This window comes from Micropruina sp., assembly GCF_047607385.1.
Taxonomy (GTDB): domain Bacteria; phylum Actinomycetota; class Actinomycetes; order Propionibacteriales; family Propionibacteriaceae; genus Micropruina.
The window spans coordinates 1-15,043 of the sequence record NZ_JASGDE010000178.1; the positions used below are offsets into that span (position 1 = coordinate 1).

A 15,043-nucleotide genomic window follows, 5' to 3' on the forward strand; every position below is an offset into this window, starting at 1 on the left:
CCGCGCCCGCGGCCCCGCCGGTGTCGCGTCCGTCCCCGGCGGCAGCGCAGGCGCGGCAGAACATCCGCGCCACCAGCACCACGGTGGAACCGCCGCCGGTCGAGGAAGAGCCCAGCCGCGACGACCTCTCGGTCGAAGAGGAGAGCATCGCCCACGACGAATTGCTGGCCAAGCACCTCGGTGCCGAACTGATCGCCGAAGAGGACGAGTCGGCGCCCTGATTCCGTCGGCCGAGCTTGTCGGAGAGCCCGGACGCCCGCGCCGGCGACCCACCGAGCCGCGAACCCGGTCATCTGGGCAGCCGTGGGTAACATGGTCGGCTGACTCACTGATTGGAGACGTGATGTTCGGCGAGCAGGGATTCGACATGAACGCGCTGCTGGCGCAGGCCCAGGCGATGCAGTCCCAGATCCAGCGTGCCCAGGACGAGTTGGCCGCCAAGCAGGTGCGCGGCTCCGCGGGTGGTGACCTGGTGCAGGTGACGGTGAACGGCAGCGGCGAACTGCTGGCGGTCGACATCAAGCCCGAGGCCTGGGATGACGACGATCCGTCCACGCTGGGCGACCTGATCGTGGCCGCCGTCCGCGACGCCAACAAGAAGGTGGCCATCCTGGCCGAGAGCTCGATGCCCCAGCTGCCGGATCTCGGCGGTCTCGGTGGCCTCCCCGGCCAGTGAGCCGGGGGTAGCGCGGTGTTCGAAGGACCCATCCAGGACCTGATCGACGAACTCGCCCGGCTGCCCGGGATCGGGCCGAAGGGGGCGCAGCGGATCGCGTTCCACATCCTCACCGCCGAAACCGCCGACGTCGAACGGCTCGCGGACGTCCTGCGGCACGTCGCCGAGAAGGTCCGGTTCTGCGACCGCTGCTTCAACATCAGCGAGGAAGAGCTGTGCCGGATCTGCCGTGACCCACGCCGGGACCAGACCACCATCTGCGTGGTGGAGGAGTCCAAGGACGTGATGGCGATCGAGCGCACCAACGAGTTCCGCGGCCTCTACCACGTGCTCGGCGGCGCCATCTCGCCGATCGACAACGTCGGTCCGGGCGATCTGCACATTCGCGAACTGGTGATCCGGCTCGGCGACGGAACCGTCACCGAGGTGATCCTGGCCACCGACCCGAACCTGGAGGGCGAGGCCACCGCCGCCTATCTGTCCCGGCTGCTGGTGCCGTTGGGCGTCGTCGTCTCTCGGCTGGCCTCCGGGCTGCCGGTGGGCGGCGACCTGGAGTACGCCGACGAGGTCACCCTGGGCCGGGCCTTCGCCGGACGTCGCCGGCTCGGCGAGTCCGCCGCCGTGATCGGCTGACCCGGGCGGCGGGCGTCCGCCGAACTCACAGCCTCCTGACAGTTGCCTGCCCGGAATGCCGACGCACCATGGAACCCATCGAGCCGAGAGGAAGAGGTAGATGGGTCCACGAGGAGGCGGAGGCTTCGGCCTCCTGCACATGATCGCCGGCCTGGTCGGTTTGGCGTTGTTCTTCGCGATTCTGTTGGGGCTGGCGGCGCTGGCGTTCCAGGTCGCCCGGAAGAAGGGCTGGGTGGGCAAGGGGCACCGGCCCTGCCATGGCCCGCATCGCGAGCCGGGGGCTCCGCCCGCGCAGCCGGGGCCGTGGGAGGCGCTCCGCATTCTCGATGAGCGGCTGGCCCGCGGGGACATCGAGATCGCCGACTACCAGGCGCGTCGTGACGCGCTGAACGGCACCAGCTACCCGCCGTTCCACCAGCCGCCGACCCACCAGCCGCCGACGCCGCCGGCACCGGACGCCCCGACCCGCGTCGATCACCCGGTGGGCGGGCCGGACGGCCCCGACGGGACGGGGGCGCCGGGAGCCTGACGGCCCGCTCAGAGATGACGATCCGGATCGGGCCGGGCAACTGTGGCCCGATCCGGATCGTTGTCGCCGGCCGCGGCGGCCTCTCGGGCGTCCCGCGGCCGCGTGCTACCTTCGGGCCATGGCGAACCTCGCACCGCAGGCGTCGCCGGATCCGGCCGAATCCACGTGGCCGAACAACCGCGCGATCCTGATCAACAGCCTGGTCGCGCTGCTGCTCGGTGCCGGTGTCACCGTGCTGATCCACGAGGCGGCGCACTGGGTGGCCGGCGCGCTGCTCGGCTCACCGTCCTATCTGTACGCGTTCGGCGTCGAGCATGTGCCGCCGCTGGCCGGACGCGATGCCGCGGTCGCGGCCCTGGCCGGCCCCGCCGTCAGCCTGGTGGTCGGCCTGGTGATGCAGATTCTGCAGCCGTTCCGGTTCCGCGGCGACTTCGTGCATCTGCTCTGGATCTGGATCGCCGGCACCTCGTTGATGGAGGCGACCACCTACCTGGTGATCACCCCCTTCGCCGGTGACACCGCCGTCGCGGCCCGCGAACTCGGGTTGCCCGGCTGGGCGTCCTGGGTGGCGGCGGCGATCGGCGTGCTCGGCATGGTCGGTGTCGCCCACTTGTGGGCGGTGCATTCGGTGCGGCTGTGCGGGCACGACCTGTCCCGGCTGCGCAGCCTGAGCTGGTATCCGTGGCTGATCGCGATCCCGGTCAACCTGGCGCTCGGCCTCGCCTTCCTGTCCACCGCTGGCATGGCGCTGTCGCCGCAAGAGCAGGTCGTGATCATCCTGGCCGGCATGGCGCAGACCGTGTTCGCGCCGATGTCGCTGCCGTTCAGCCACCGCGTCCGCGAGTTGGAGGAGCCCCTCGAGGTGACGCCGTTCCCGGTCGCCGGCGCGATCGGCTTCGCCGCCCTGGTGGCGTTCAATTTCGCGATCAGCGGCGGGCTCCGGCTCGGCTGAACGAGGAATTCGGTCGCTTCGGCGACGGGTACTACGATGGGGCACCGTCCGCAAGGCGTCGATGGGGCCATCACCCCGGAGCTGCCGGAAGAACAGCGTCACCCGCTCGGGTGGCGCCCACTAGAACCGGCCGCGGCAACGAGTTGAGCGGGTCGCCTTTCGAGGTGGCCAAGAAGGGTGGTACCGCGGGGTCCGCCTCGTCCCTTCGTCCCGTGCGCCGGTCAGCCGGCGTCAGCAGTCGACGAAGGAAGATCGATGAACGAGTACCGTCCCGTGCCGCCGCAGGTTGACCTGCCCGTGATGGAGCACGAGATCCTCGACCTGTGGGACGCCCAGGGCACCTTCGAGAAGTCGCTGTGGGCCACCGAGGGCGGACCGGCCTGGACCTTCTACGAGGGCCCGCCGACCGCCAACGGGACCCCCGGCACGCATCACATCGAGGCCCGGGTGTTCAAGGACGTCTTCCCGCGGTTCAAGACCATGCAGGGCTACCACGTCGAGCGCAAGGCCGGCTGGGACTGCCACGGCCTGCCGGTCGAGCTGGCGGTCGAGGCCGAGCTGGGCTTCAACGGCAAGCCCGACATCGAGGCGTACGGCGTCGAGGCGTTCAATGCCAAATGCCGCGAATCGGTCGGACGCCACGTCGACGCCTTCACCGAACTCACCCGGCGGATGGGCTACTGGGTGAACCTGGACGAGGCCTACTGGACGATGGATCCGTCCTTCGTCGAATCCTGTTGGTGGGCGCTGAAGCAGATCTTCGACGCCGGCCTGCTGGTCGAGGACTACCGGGTCGCGCCGTACTGCCCGCGCTGTGGCACCACGCTGTCCGACCACGAACTGGCGCAGGGCTACGAGGACGTCACCGATCCCAGCGTGTACGTCCGGTTCCCGCTCACCTCCGGCCCGCTGGCCGGCAAGGCGTCGCTGCTGGTCTGGACCACCACGCCGTGGACGCTGGTCAGCAACACCGCCGTCGCGGTGCATCCCGAGGTCACCTACGTGGTGGCGACCAAGCTGGGCGACGACCCGGAGACCCTGGTGGTGGCCGAGCCGCTGGCCGAGAAGGTGCTCGGCGAGGGCTGGCAGATCGACGGCAGCTACACCGGACGCGAGCTGGAGCTGTGGCGCTACCGGCGTCCGTTCGACCTGCTCGACTTCCCGGACGCCGTGGGCGGCACCCACTACGTGGTGCTGGCCGACTACGTCACCACCGAGGACGGCACCGGCCTGGTGCACCAGGCGCCCGCCTTCGGCGAGGAGGACATGGCGGTCTGCCGCGCCTACGGGCTGCCGATGGTGAACCCGGTGCGTCCGGACGGCACCTTCGAGGCCGGCCTGCCGCTGGTCGGCGGGGTGTTCTTCAAGACCGCCGACAAGACCCTGGTCGCCGACCTGGCCGAGCGCGGGCTGCTGTACCGCGTCCAGGACTACGAGCACAGCTACCCGCACTGCTGGCGCTGCCACACCGTGCTGCTCTACTACGCCCAGCCGTCCTGGTACATCCGCACCACCCAGATCAAGGACGCCCTGCTGCGTGAGAATGAGGGCACCACCTGGTACCCCGAGCACATCAAGTGGGGCCGCTACGGCGACTGGCTGAACAACAACATCGACTGGGCGCTGTCCCGCTCGCGGTACTGGGGCACGCCGCTGCCGATCTGGCGTTGCGGCAACGGCCACCTGACCTGCGTCGGCTCGCGCGCGGAGCTCTCCGAGCTGAGCCACAGCGACCAGTCGGCGCTCGACCCGCACCGTCCGTTCGTGGACGACATCACCTTCGCCTGCCCGCACTGCCACGACACCGCGCGCCGGGTGCCCGAGGTGATCGACGCCTGGTTCGATTCCGGTTCGATGCCGTTCGCGCAGTGGGGCTACCCGTGGGCGCCCGGCTCGAAAGAGGCCTTCGACAAGGCCTATCCGGCGGACTTCATCTGTGAGGCGATCGACCAGACCCGCGGCTGGTTCTACTCGCTGATGGCCGTGGGCACCTTGGTGTTCGACGCGTCCTCGTACCGCAACGTGCTCTGCCTGGGCCACATCCTGGCCGAGGACGGCCGCAAGATGAGCAAGCACCTGGGCAACATCCTGGAACCGATCCCGCTGATGGACAAGCACGGGGCGGACGCGGTGCGCTGGTTCATGGCGGCCGGCGGTTCGCCGTGGGCGTCCCGGCGGGTGGGGCACACCACCATCACCGAGACCGTCCGGAAGGTGCTGCTGACCTACTGGAACTCGGTCGCCTTCCAGGCGTTGTACGCCCGCACCAACGGGTGGACGCCTTCGCCGGTCGAGCTCGTCGAGACCGAGTCACCGGCCGGCACGCGCCCCGCGCACGTGCTGGACCGCTGGCTGGTGTCGGTGCGCACCGCGCTGGTCCGTGAGACCACCGCGGCGCTGGAGAACTTCGACACCCAGCGCTACGGGTCGCTGATCGCCGACTTCGTCGACGATCTGTCCAACTGGTACGTGCGGCGCTCCCGCCGCCGGTTCTGGGAGGGCGACGCCGGTGCGCTGCAGACGCTGCACGACACCCTCGACGTGGTCACCCGGCTGATGGCCCCGCTGGCCCCGTTCATCACCGAACGGGTCTGGCAGGACCTGGTGGTCGCCACCGATCCGGCGGCCCCGGCCTCGGTGCACCTGGCGTCCTGGCCGGTGGCGGACGAGGCGCTGGTCGACGCCGAGCTGAACGACGCGATGCGGTTGACCCGCCGGCTGGTCGAGCTGGGCCGGTCGGCCCGTGCCGAGGCCCGGGTGAAGACGCGGCAGCCGCTGTCCCGGCTGCTGGTGCCGTCCGGTTCGTTCGCGAAGCTGGACGCCGAACTGCGCGCCGAGATCGCCGCCGAGCTGAACGTCGGCGTGGTGGAGTCGTTCGCCTCCGCCGGCGACCTGGTGGACTACTCGGCCAAGGGCAACTTCCGCGCGCTGGGGAGGCGTTTCGGCAAGGACACCCCGAAGATCGCCGCCGCCATCGCCGCCGCGGACGCCACCGAACTGGCTGCCGCGCTGGCGGCGTCCGGGACGGCGAGCGTGAACGGGGTGGAGGTGAGCGCCGAGGAGGTGATCGTCTCCGAGCGTCCCCGCGAGGGCTGGTCGGTGGTCAACGAGCAGGGCGAGACGGTGGCGCTCGACCTGGAGCTGACGCCGGAACTGGTCCGGGCCGGGCAGGCCCGCGAGGTCGTCCGGCTGGTGCAGGAGAAGCGCAAGGCGTCCGGGCTGGAGGTCTCCGACCGGATCACCCTGCGTTGGGCCGCCGACGGTGAGTTGGCGGACGCGATCCGCGCCCACACCGACGCGATCGCCGCCGAGGTGCTGGCCATCGAGGTGACCGAGGCCGAGGCGTCCGACGACTGGACCACCGACACCGACCTGGGCTTGTCCTTCGCCATCGCCAAGGCCTGACCCACTAGGCCCTCCCTAATCAGTTCTGCCCTCCCGTCGACGGGAGGGCCGAACTGATTAGGGAGGGCCTAGTCAGCGCAGATCGTCCGGAGCAGGCGGATAGGACGGGGGAAGTGCCGCGTAGCGCCGCTGCCGGAGGTTCTTCTTGATCGCCCCGAGGATCATGTTGGCCACGATCGCGATGATCATCAGCGGGACGAATCCCATGTGGGTGGTGATGAACAACACGATGGCGACCGGCCAGACCACTTTGGCGAGCGTACCGACGACGGTCTCGACGGTGGACGGGGGCGGAACCTGCCGGGCCGACGGATAGACCGGATGCGGTGCCGGGGCAGGCACGCCGGTCGGACCGGCAGGATTGGCCGGCCCGGTCCAGGTCGGCTCCGGACCGAACGTCGGCTGCTGCCAGCGCTGTTCCGGTTCGTCGGTCGGCGGGTTGCTGGTCACGGTGCCAGCGTACGCGCGCGGGGGACGGAGCAGCGTCGGCTCGTCGCCGTCCGCTGGTCACCTTCGCGGTGGCTTTGGACGCCTTGCACAGCGCTGGACGATGCTGGGCGACAAGCTTGTTGCGCAATTGCCATTGGGGCACGGTCTTCTAGGCGTCAGACAGCGACCGATTCGGGGGTCCTCCCGGCTCGGAACGCTCAGCCGACCCCAGGATCGGTCGCTATCTGACGAGCGACGTCAGCCGGTGACCGTGAGCAGGGTGCTCAACTCGGCCGTGGAATCTCCGCCGGCGTAGATCTCGATCTCGGTGGCGTCCTGCACCCAGCCGTGGGTGGCGGCGCTCCAGTAGCGCAGCTGGTCGGGGCCAAGGTCGAAGGTCACCGTCTCGGTGGCGCCGGCGGCGATCGGCGTCCGGCGGAAGCCCTTCAGTTCCCGGACCGGACGGCTGGACGTCCCGTAGCGCTGGTGGATGTACAGCTGCACCACCTCGTCGGCGTCCACGGTCGAGGTGTTGGTGACGTCCACCGACACCTGCACGGTGCCGCCGACCGGCACCTGGGCCGCCGAAAGCCGCAGGTTCGCGTACGCGAACGACCCGTAGGACAGGCCGTGGCCGAACGGGTAGAGCGGGGTGGACGGCTCGCTCCAGTACCGGCGGTCGGCCTCCTCGGGCTGGAAGGTGCGCAGGTGCGAGTAGATCACCGGAATCTGGCCGACGTGCCGTGGCCAGCTGAACGGCAGCTTGCCGCCGGGGGAGGCGTCGCCGAACAGGGCCGCCGCCACCGCTTCGCCGCCGCGGGTGCCCGGGTACCAGACCTGCAGGATCGCGGGCACGTTGTCCTCGGCCCAGCGCAGGTCGAGCGGACGTCCCGACATCACCACGACCACGGTCGGGGTGCCGGTGGCGACGATCCGCTGCAACTGCTCCAGCTGCCGGCCGGGCAGCTCCAGGGTGTCGTTGGACGCCTTCTCGCCGATCTGGTTCTGCCGCTCGCCGACCACCACGACCGCCACCTCGCTGGCCGAGGCCAACTCGACGGCCAGGGAGATCTCGGCGTCGTCGTCGTGGTCGGGGGCGGTCCGCTCCACCACCGAGTCCATCCGGTCGAACATGCTCGGGAAGAGCCGCTCCGGAATGCCGGCGCCGGGGGCGAAGGTGACCTCGCCGGTGGCCCGGGCCCGAATCCCGTCCAGCACGGTGACCGTCTCGGACGCGTCGTAGTCGAACACCCACGGGCCGAGCGTGTCGCGCTGCGAGTCGGCCAGCTGGCCGATCACGGCGATGGACGCGGCGTCGGCGGCCAGCGGCAGCACGCCGGTGTTCTTCAGCAGCACCATGGTCCGCTCGGCCGCCGTCCGCGCCGTGTCGCGATGCTCCGGGGTGCCCAGCACGGTCGCGGTGGTGGCCTCGTCGGCGTAGGGGTTCTCGAACAGCCCGAGCCGGAATTTGGCCCGCAGGATGCGCCGGACGGCCTCGTCGATGGTCTGCTCGCTGACCAGCCCGTCCGCGACCGCCTGGGTCAGGTGGGCGTAGGCCGGGTCCTCCATGGTCATCTCGAGGTCGAGCCCGGCGTTCATCGCCCGGGCGCCGGCGTCGGCCAGGTCGCGGGCGAAGTGCTGGGTGACCATCGAACGGACGGCGTTGGCGTCCGACACCACGAAGCCGTCGAAGCCGAACTCGCCGCGCAGCACGTCGGTGAGCAGCCAGCGGTTGCCGGACGCCGGGACGCCGTTGAGGTCCATGTAGGCGCTCATGATGTTCGCCGCGCCGGCCTTGACCGCGGCGCGGAACGGCGGCAGGTAGACGTTCCACAGCTCGGAATCGGAGATCTCCGAGTCCTCGTAGTCGCGGCCGCCGCGGGCGGCGCCGTAGCCGGCGAAGTGCTTCGGCCCGGCCAGGATCGACTCGGGGCCGAAGTCGCCCTGGAAGCCGCGGACGTGGGCCGCCGCCACCGCGCCGGCCAGCACCGGGTCCTCGCCGGCGCTCTCGATGATCCGGCCCCAGCGCGGATCGCGGGAGATGTCGATCATCGGCGCGAACGACCAGTGGATGCCGACCGCCCGGGCCTCGCGGGCGGCCACCGTCTCGCCGGCGGCGATCACGTCCGGATCCCACGACGCGGCCTGCGCGATCGGCACCGGGAAGACGGTCCGGAAGCCGTGGATCACGTCGAAGCCGAACAGCAGCGGGATGCCGAACCGGCTGCCCTCGATGGCCAGCCGCTGCAGCCGGTTCGCCGAGGCCGGGTCGCGGACGAACAGCAGCGAACCGGCACCGCCTTCGGCCAGCGCCGCCTCGACGCTGCGCGGCGCCTCCAGGAAGTCGTGGGCGTCCTCGCCGGCGGTGCTCTCCTGGGCGAAGGAGCCGAAGTAGAAGTACTGGGTGACCTGCCCAGCCTTCTCCTCAAGACTCAGCCTGCCGAGCAGGTCCTCGACCCGTTCGTCGACGCTGAGCTGAGGGTCCTGGAACGGCAGGTCGGTCATCGGTTCTCCTTCGAACAGTGGCATGACTTCCGGTGACAGCCTGCCAGGGTGCCTCTCGGCACGCCAGCGGGACGCCCACGATCACCGGTTCGTGGTACGCGATGCCAACCATCCGGAAATGGGCAAGACTGACAACACAGCCTGCGCCGCCGCGTGCGACGCGGGGCCGCTCGCCGGCAGAGGAGGACGATGAACTTCCCGACGCGCACCGTGGCCCTGTTCGCCACCTGCATCAACGACACCCTGTTCCCGCAGACGCCCAAGGCGGTGGTCCGGCTCTTGGAGCGACTCGGCTGCCGGGTCGAATTCCCGCTCCGGCAGAGTTGTTGCGGGCAGATGTTCACCAACACCGGCTACTTCCGCGAGGCGATGCCGTCGGTGCGGAACTTCGTCGACACCTTCGAGGGCTACGACTACGTGGTCGGCCCGTCCGGTTCGTGCGTCGGATCGGTGCGCGACCAGCACCCGATGCTCGCCGAACGGCACGGCGACCCGGGCCTGCAACGCCGGGTCGAGGCGATCGTGGCCAAGACCTACGACCTGACCGAGTTCATCGTGGACGTGCTCGGCGTCACCGACGTCGGCGCCTACTTCCCGCACCGGGTCACCTACCACCCGACCTGCCACTCGCTGCGGGTCACCAAAGTCGGCGACCGGCCCTACCAGCTGCTCTCCGCCGTCCGCGGGCTCACTCTGGTCGAGTTGCCGAACGCCCAGCAGTGCTGCGGCTTCGGCGGCACCTTCTCGCTGAAGAACTCCGACGTGTCGGTGGCGATGGGCACCGACAAGGTGCGAGCCGTGCTGGACACCCAGGCCGAGTACGTGGTCACCGGCGACAACTCCTGCCTGATGCACATCGGCGGGCTGCTCAGCCGGATGCGGGCCGGGGTGAAGCCGATCCACCTGGCCGAGATCCTGGCCAGCACCGAGGACGACCTGGTGGCCGCCGGAGCGATCGCGTCCGGGCAGGGAGGTGCGCGATGAGCACCGTCCGCCGCACCCCGGCGCCGCCGCCCGGCGACCTGCGGGACATGCCGAAGTTCCCCACGAACGCCAAGAAGGAACTGCGCAACACGCAGCTGCGGAAGAACCTGCGGCACGCCACCACCACGATCCGCGAGAAGCGGGCCAACGTGGTCGCCGAGCTGCCGCACTGGGAGCAGCTGCGGCAGGCCGGCGAGGCGATCAAGAACCGCACCCTGCGCCACCTGGACGACTATCTGCTGCAGCTCGAGGAGTCGCTGACCCGCAACGGCGCCATCGTGCACTGGGCCGCCGACGCCGCCGAGGCGAACCAGATCGTGATCGACGTGGCCCGGGCCAAGGGCGTCGACGAGGTGGTCAAGGTCAAGTCGATGGCCACCCAGGAGATCGACCTCAACGAGGCGCTGGAGAAGGCCGGCATCGCCGCCTGGGAGACCGACCTGGCCGAGCTGATCGTCCAGCTCGGGCACGACCGGCCCAGCCACATCCTGGTGCCGGCGATCCACCGCAACCGCTCCGAGGTGCGGGAGATCTTCACCGAGGAGATGGGCCGCTACGGCACCCCGCCGCCGCCCGGGCTGACCGACGACCCGGCGATGCTGGCCGGCGCAGCCCGCGTCCACCTGCGGGAGAAATTCCTGCGCGCCAAGGTCGCGGTCTCCGGCGCGAACTTCGCCGTCGCCGACTCCGGCACCCTGGTGGTGGTCGAGTCCGAGGGCAACGGACGGATGTGCCTGACCCTGCCCGAGACCCTGATCTCCATCGTCGGCATCGAGAAGACGGTGCCCACCTTCGCCGACCTGGAGGTGTTCCTGCAGCTGCTGCCGCGGTCGTCCACCGCGGAGCGGATGAACCCGTACACCTCGATGTGGTCCGGCGTCCGGGAGGGCGACGGCCCGCAGGAGGTGCACGTGGTGCTGGTCGACAACGGCCGCACCGACGTGCTCGCCGACGAGGTCGGACGCCAGGCGCTGCGCTGCATCCGGTGCTCGGCCTGCCTGAACATCTGCCCGGTCTACGAGCGGGTCGGCGGGCACGCCTACGGCTCGGTCTACCCGGGCCCGATCGGCGCCATCCTGACCCCGCAGCTGCGCGGCACCGCGTCCCCGGTGGACGCCTCGCTGCCGTTCGCGTCCTCGCTGTGCGGGGCCTGCTACGAGGTCTGCCCGGTGCGGATCAACATTCCCGAGGTGCTGGTGCACCTGCGGAACAAGGTGGTCGAGTCGCACGGCCCGAGCGTGGAGGGGACGATCATGAAGGCCGGCGGCTGGGTGATGGGCGACGGACGCCGGCTCGCGCTGGTGCAGAAGGGCTCCGAACTGGCCGGACGCGTCCTGCCCGGCGAGGTGATCGGCCCGCTGCCCGGGCCGGCGGCCGGCTGGACGGGAGCTCGCGACCTGCCCGTCCCGCCCGCCGAGACCTTCCGGGACTGGTGGGTGAAACAGGGCCGGGACAAGCCGGGACGGGGCGAGAAGGAGGACCCGCGATGAGCAGCCGGGAGGCCGTCCTGGGCCGGATCCGTTCCGCACTGGCCGACGTCCCGGACGTGGCCCCGGCCGACGACGTGGTGGTCGACTGGCGTTACGGGCAGCGGCCGCCCGGGGCGTCCGAGGACACCCTGGGGCTGTTCGTGGAGCGGGTGGAGGACTACCGGGCCGAGGTCAGCTGGGTGACGCCGGCCGAACTGCCGGCCCGGATCGCCGACGCCCTGAGTGACCACGGCGTCGGATCGGTGGTGCTGCCGGCCGGTGTGCCGCAGGACTGGCGCGCCGCGGTCGCCGCCGCCGGAATCGCCATCCGCGACGACGATCCGCCGCTCAGCCACGCCGAACTGGACGGCACCGCCGCGGTGGTCACCGCGTCCCGGGTCGGGATCGCCGAGACCGGCACCATCGTCCTCGACCACGGCCCCGACCAGGGCCGCCGGGCGCTCTCGCTGGTGCCCGACCTGCACGTCTGCGTGATCCACGCCGACCAGGTGGTCAGCGACATCCCGGAGGCGGTGGCCCGGCTGCAGCCGTCCATCGACGCCCGGCAGCCGCTGACCTGGATCAGCGGACCGTCGGCGACCAGCGACATCGAACTCGACCGGGTCGAAGGGGTGCACGGCCCGCGCACCCTGCGGGTGCTGCTGGTCAACCCCGGCTGAGCCTCAGGCCACCGCGCTCAGCGACCGCGGGTTGCGCAGCATCCGGGTGAGCAGGGTGCGACGCCGCGGCGAACCCTGCGCCAGCACCTGATCGAGCACCGCCGACGGCATCGACTCCAGCGCGTCCACGCTGCGTTCGATCAGCATCCGCTGCAGGTCGGGGGTGAGCCGGGACCGCTTGCTGACGTGGTGGTTGATCAGCGCACAGGTGGCGTCGACGGCCTTGGGCAGCAGCAGGTGGGCGTCCGGATCGGCGGCGGTCTCGGTGAGCACCATGGTCATCGCGTCCAGGAAGTGCAGATGCCGCGGGTCGTTCAGTTCGCTGAGCGAGCCGGGGATCCCGTGCCGGTGGAAGACACCGAGCAGGCTCACCGTCGCGAACGATTCGGCGCCGCGATGCACCCGCCAGTTCCAGTGCCGGTCGGCGCAGCTGTGCAGGTTCTCGGCGAAGTCGAGCAGGCCCCGGTCGGCCAGCCGGCGGTGGTAGACGCCGGCCCAGGCGGCGGAGTAGTCGACCGAGGTGGAGCGGAACGGGGGCCCGATCGCGGTGCGCGGCGCCAGCACCAGATTGCGCCGGGTCTCGGGGGAGCGGACGACGGTGCGGCGGCGTCCGGTCACCCGGACGTGATCGGTGCGGACGAAGTCGCAGCCCAGCCGCTCGATCGCCCGGACCAGCTGCTCCAGGTAGCCGGGGCCGATCCAGTCGTCGGCGTCCAGCCAGCTGAGGTAGTCGCCGCGGGCGCTGTGCAGCCCGGTGTTGCGGGCGGCGCTCAGCCCGCGGTTGACCGGGTGCCGGACGATCCGGGCACCCGGGACGTCGGCCACCAGCCGGTTCAGGGTGGGCAGCGTGTCGTCGGTGGAACCGTCCTCGACGAAGACGAACTCGAAGTCGTCGCGCAGGTTGCCCTGCAGGCTGCGGACCAGAGGCGACAACTGGCCCGTCACGTTGTGGCAGGGGATGATCACCGACAACTTCACAATTCAGGTACTCCTCGTGCGGACTGCTCCGTCCCCCCGTTGGCCGTCCCCGCCCCCCGGCGGGCCCGACACCCCGATGCTCGCCGCAACCCGTGACGAACAGAGCACAGCCGTGTGACGACTCCGTGAACTCCGCCGCCGGCCGCCCGGCCCCGCCTCGTGCACGTGGAGTTCACCAACCTGATCCCCCGGGTTGGCCAAGACGTCGACTCGGCTGCCTAGCGTCGCGGCCATGACCACTCCCGGAGACACCCTGCCCGCACCGCGGGTGCTGGTGCTGGCCGACACCGACAGCCGGTGGAAGTGGGGCTTGCTGACCGCCCGGCAGCTGTTCCCGGCGTCCACCCCGGTGGGGATGCTGCTGAGTTCCACTCGCGAGCCGTCCCAGCGCCAGTTGGCCGACACCGGGGTGGGGCTGGAGCCCACCCCGGTGTCGTCCGTCCCGGAATTCGTCACGCTGCCCGAACTGGACGCCGCCGACGCCGTCGTGCTGGCATTGCCCGGCGGCGCGGTGCAGGCGGTGCTGCACGGGCTGGCCCGGCGCTGGCCCAAGCCCGGACGCCGTCCGCTGGTGATCAGCGGCTACGTCGGCGTGGTCTACGAGAAGCACGCCGAGGGCCTGCTGCTGCGCGCCGGCAGCGACGTCATCCTGGCCAACTGCACCGCGGACGCGGAGTCGTTCCGGTCCATGCTGTCCGGCTCGGGCGCCGCCGGATCCGAGGTGCTGCCCACCGTGCTGCCGTTCCTCGGCGAGCCGGATTCCGCCCGCAGCAGCGGCAAGCCGTTCACCGTCACCTTCGCCGCCCAGCCCGGGGTGCCCGGGCCGCGGGTCGACCGCGAACTGGTGATGCGGCGGCTGATCCGGCACGCCTCGCTGCATCCCGAGCGGACCGTGCTGCTCAAGGTGCGCGGCCAGGTCGGCGAGCACACCACCCATCGCGAGGACCACCCCTACCAGCTGATCGGGCCCCGGATCGGGGTGCCCAAGCCGTCCAACCTGCAGCTGGTGCACGGCAACATGGGCGAGGTCCTGGACCGCACCGACCTGCTGGTCACGGTGTCGTCGACGGCCGCCATCGAGTCGATGCACCGCGGCATCCCGACCGCCATCCTGACCGACTTCGGCATCAAGGAACGGCTCGGCAACCACTACTTCATCGGCTCCGGCTGCCTGACCGACTTCGCCGAACTGGACGCCGGCGCGCTGCCGGTGGTGGACGCCGAGTGGGCCCGCTCGCACGGCATCGGAGCCAGTGACGTGGTGGAGCAGGCCCGGGAGCGGCTCGGCGAGCTGCTGGGCCGCGACGTCCGGCAACCGCTGCGGCCCTTCTACACGATGGGCAACGCCTCCGGCATGCTGCCCACCCTGCTCGGCCGCTACGGCCTGACCGGTCACGGGCACGCCCTGGACGCCGACGACGACCGGCTCGGCGACCTGCAGCTGGCGGTCCGCTCGGTGATCGCCCGCGCCGCCCGGACCACCTACCGGCAGGGCGTCGACACCGTCGCGCCGGCACTGCGTCGATTGGCCCGGCTGTGACGGTGCTGGTGGTGATCCCGGCCCGGGGTGGCTCCAAGGGCGTGCCGGGCAAGAATCTGGCCGCCGTCGGCGGCGTCCCGCTGGTGGCGCGGGCGGTCCGTGCCGCGCTCGACTCGGGTGCGGACGCGGTCACCGTGTCCACCGACGACGACGCGATCGCGGCCGTCGCGGAGGCCGCGGCCGCCCGGGTCACCCGGCGTCCGGCGGAACTGGCCGGCGATGCGGCGTCCAGCGAATCGGCGCTGCTGCACGCCCTGGACGAC

Annotated in this window: 14 protein-coding genes; 11 read left to right on the forward strand and 3 right to left on the reverse strand. The window is 71.0% G+C overall.

Annotation, left to right across the window (positions count from 1 at the left end; translation table 11 throughout):
- The 6 genes from QM582_RS15735 to ileS all read left to right on the forward strand — a co-directional run.
- Nucleotides 1-221: hypothetical protein (locus QM582_RS15735; RefSeq protein WP_415085951.1), on the forward strand; the 221-nt coding region annotated here is incomplete at its 5' end.
- 122 nt (nt 222-343) lie between these two features.
- A complete protein-coding gene (locus QM582_RS15740; protein ID WP_415085953.1) occupies nt 344-676 on the forward strand; it encodes a YbaB/EbfC family nucleoid-associated protein in 333 nt (110 codons plus the stop codon).
- Between the two features lie 15 nt (nt 677-691).
- Complete coding sequence (gene recR, locus QM582_RS15745) at nt 692-1,309, forward strand: recombination mediator RecR (RefSeq protein ID WP_415085956.1); 618 nt, start codon at nt 692-694, stop codon at nt 1,307-1,309.
- A 100-nt stretch (nt 1,310-1,409) separates the two neighbouring features.
- Nucleotides 1,410-1,838: a hypothetical protein gene (locus QM582_RS15750; protein WP_415085958.1), complete on the forward strand. Its 429-nt coding sequence runs from the start codon at nt 1,410-1,412 to the stop codon at nt 1,836-1,838.
- A 118-nt stretch (nt 1,839-1,956) separates the two neighbouring features.
- Nucleotides 1,957-2,790 (forward strand): hypothetical protein, encoded by an 834-nt coding sequence (locus tag QM582_RS15755; RefSeq protein ID WP_415085960.1) that lies wholly within the window; start codon nt 1,957-1,959, stop codon nt 2,788-2,790.
- A gap of 255 nt (nt 2,791-3,045) precedes the next feature.
- The gene (gene ileS / locus QM582_RS15760) at nt 3,046-6,195 is read left to right on the forward strand and encodes an isoleucine--tRNA ligase (RefSeq protein ID WP_415085962.1); all 3,150 of its coding nucleotides are present in this window, start codon (nt 3,046-3,048) and stop codon (nt 6,193-6,195) included.
- A 72-nt stretch (nt 6,196-6,267) separates the two neighbouring features.
- Here the strand turns inward: ileS and QM582_RS15765 are convergent, their stop codons facing one another.
- Entirely contained in the window at nt 6,268-6,645 is a 378-nt protein-coding gene (locus QM582_RS15765; protein ID WP_415085963.1) for a hypothetical protein, read from the reverse strand.
- A gap of 237 nt (nt 6,646-6,882) precedes the next feature.
- On the reverse strand, nt 6,883-9,129 hold the full coding sequence (locus tag QM582_RS15770; RefSeq protein WP_415085965.1) for a glycoside hydrolase family 3 N-terminal domain-containing protein: 2,247 nt from the start codon (nt 9,127-9,129) through the stop codon (nt 6,883-6,885).
- Between the two features lie 189 nt (nt 9,130-9,318).
- On the opposite strand from QM582_RS15770, the gene QM582_RS15775 reads away from it, so the two are divergent.
- The 3 genes from QM582_RS15775 to QM582_RS15785 are packed head-to-tail and all read left to right on the forward strand — an operon-like array spanning nt 9,319 to nt 12,262.
- Entirely contained in the window at nt 9,319-10,113 is a 795-nt protein-coding gene (locus QM582_RS15775) for a (Fe-S)-binding protein (protein WP_415085966.1), read from the forward strand.
- The gene (locus QM582_RS15780; RefSeq protein ID WP_415085968.1) at nt 10,110-11,603 is read left to right on the forward strand and encodes a LutB/LldF family L-lactate oxidation iron-sulfur protein; all 1,494 of its coding nucleotides are present in this window, start codon (nt 10,110-10,112) and stop codon (nt 11,601-11,603) included. Before QM582_RS15775 ends, QM582_RS15780 begins: the two co-directional genes overlap by 4 nt.
- Complete coding sequence (locus tag QM582_RS15785) at nt 11,600-12,262, forward strand: LutC/YkgG family protein (protein ID WP_415085970.1); 663 nt, start codon at nt 11,600-11,602, stop codon at nt 12,260-12,262. Before QM582_RS15780 ends, QM582_RS15785 begins: the two co-directional genes overlap by 4 nt.
- Nucleotides 12,263-12,265: 3 nt before the next feature.
- Here the strand turns inward: QM582_RS15785 and QM582_RS15790 are convergent, their stop codons facing one another.
- Entirely contained in the window at nt 12,266-13,240 is a 975-nt protein-coding gene (locus QM582_RS15790) for a glycosyltransferase family 2 protein (RefSeq protein WP_415085971.1), read from the reverse strand.
- A gap of 232 nt (nt 13,241-13,472) precedes the next feature.
- Here QM582_RS15790 and QM582_RS15795 point away from each other — a divergent pair, with 232 nt between their 5' ends.
- The gene (locus QM582_RS15795) at nt 13,473-14,780 is read left to right on the forward strand and encodes a DUF6716 putative glycosyltransferase (RefSeq protein WP_415085972.1); all 1,308 of its coding nucleotides are present in this window, start codon (nt 13,473-13,475) and stop codon (nt 14,778-14,780) included.
- Nucleotides 14,781-14,782: 2 nt separating this feature from the next.
- A partial coding sequence (locus QM582_RS15800) for a cytidylyltransferase domain-containing protein (RefSeq protein WP_415085974.1) occupies nt 14,783-15,043 on the forward strand: 261 nt, incomplete at its 3' end.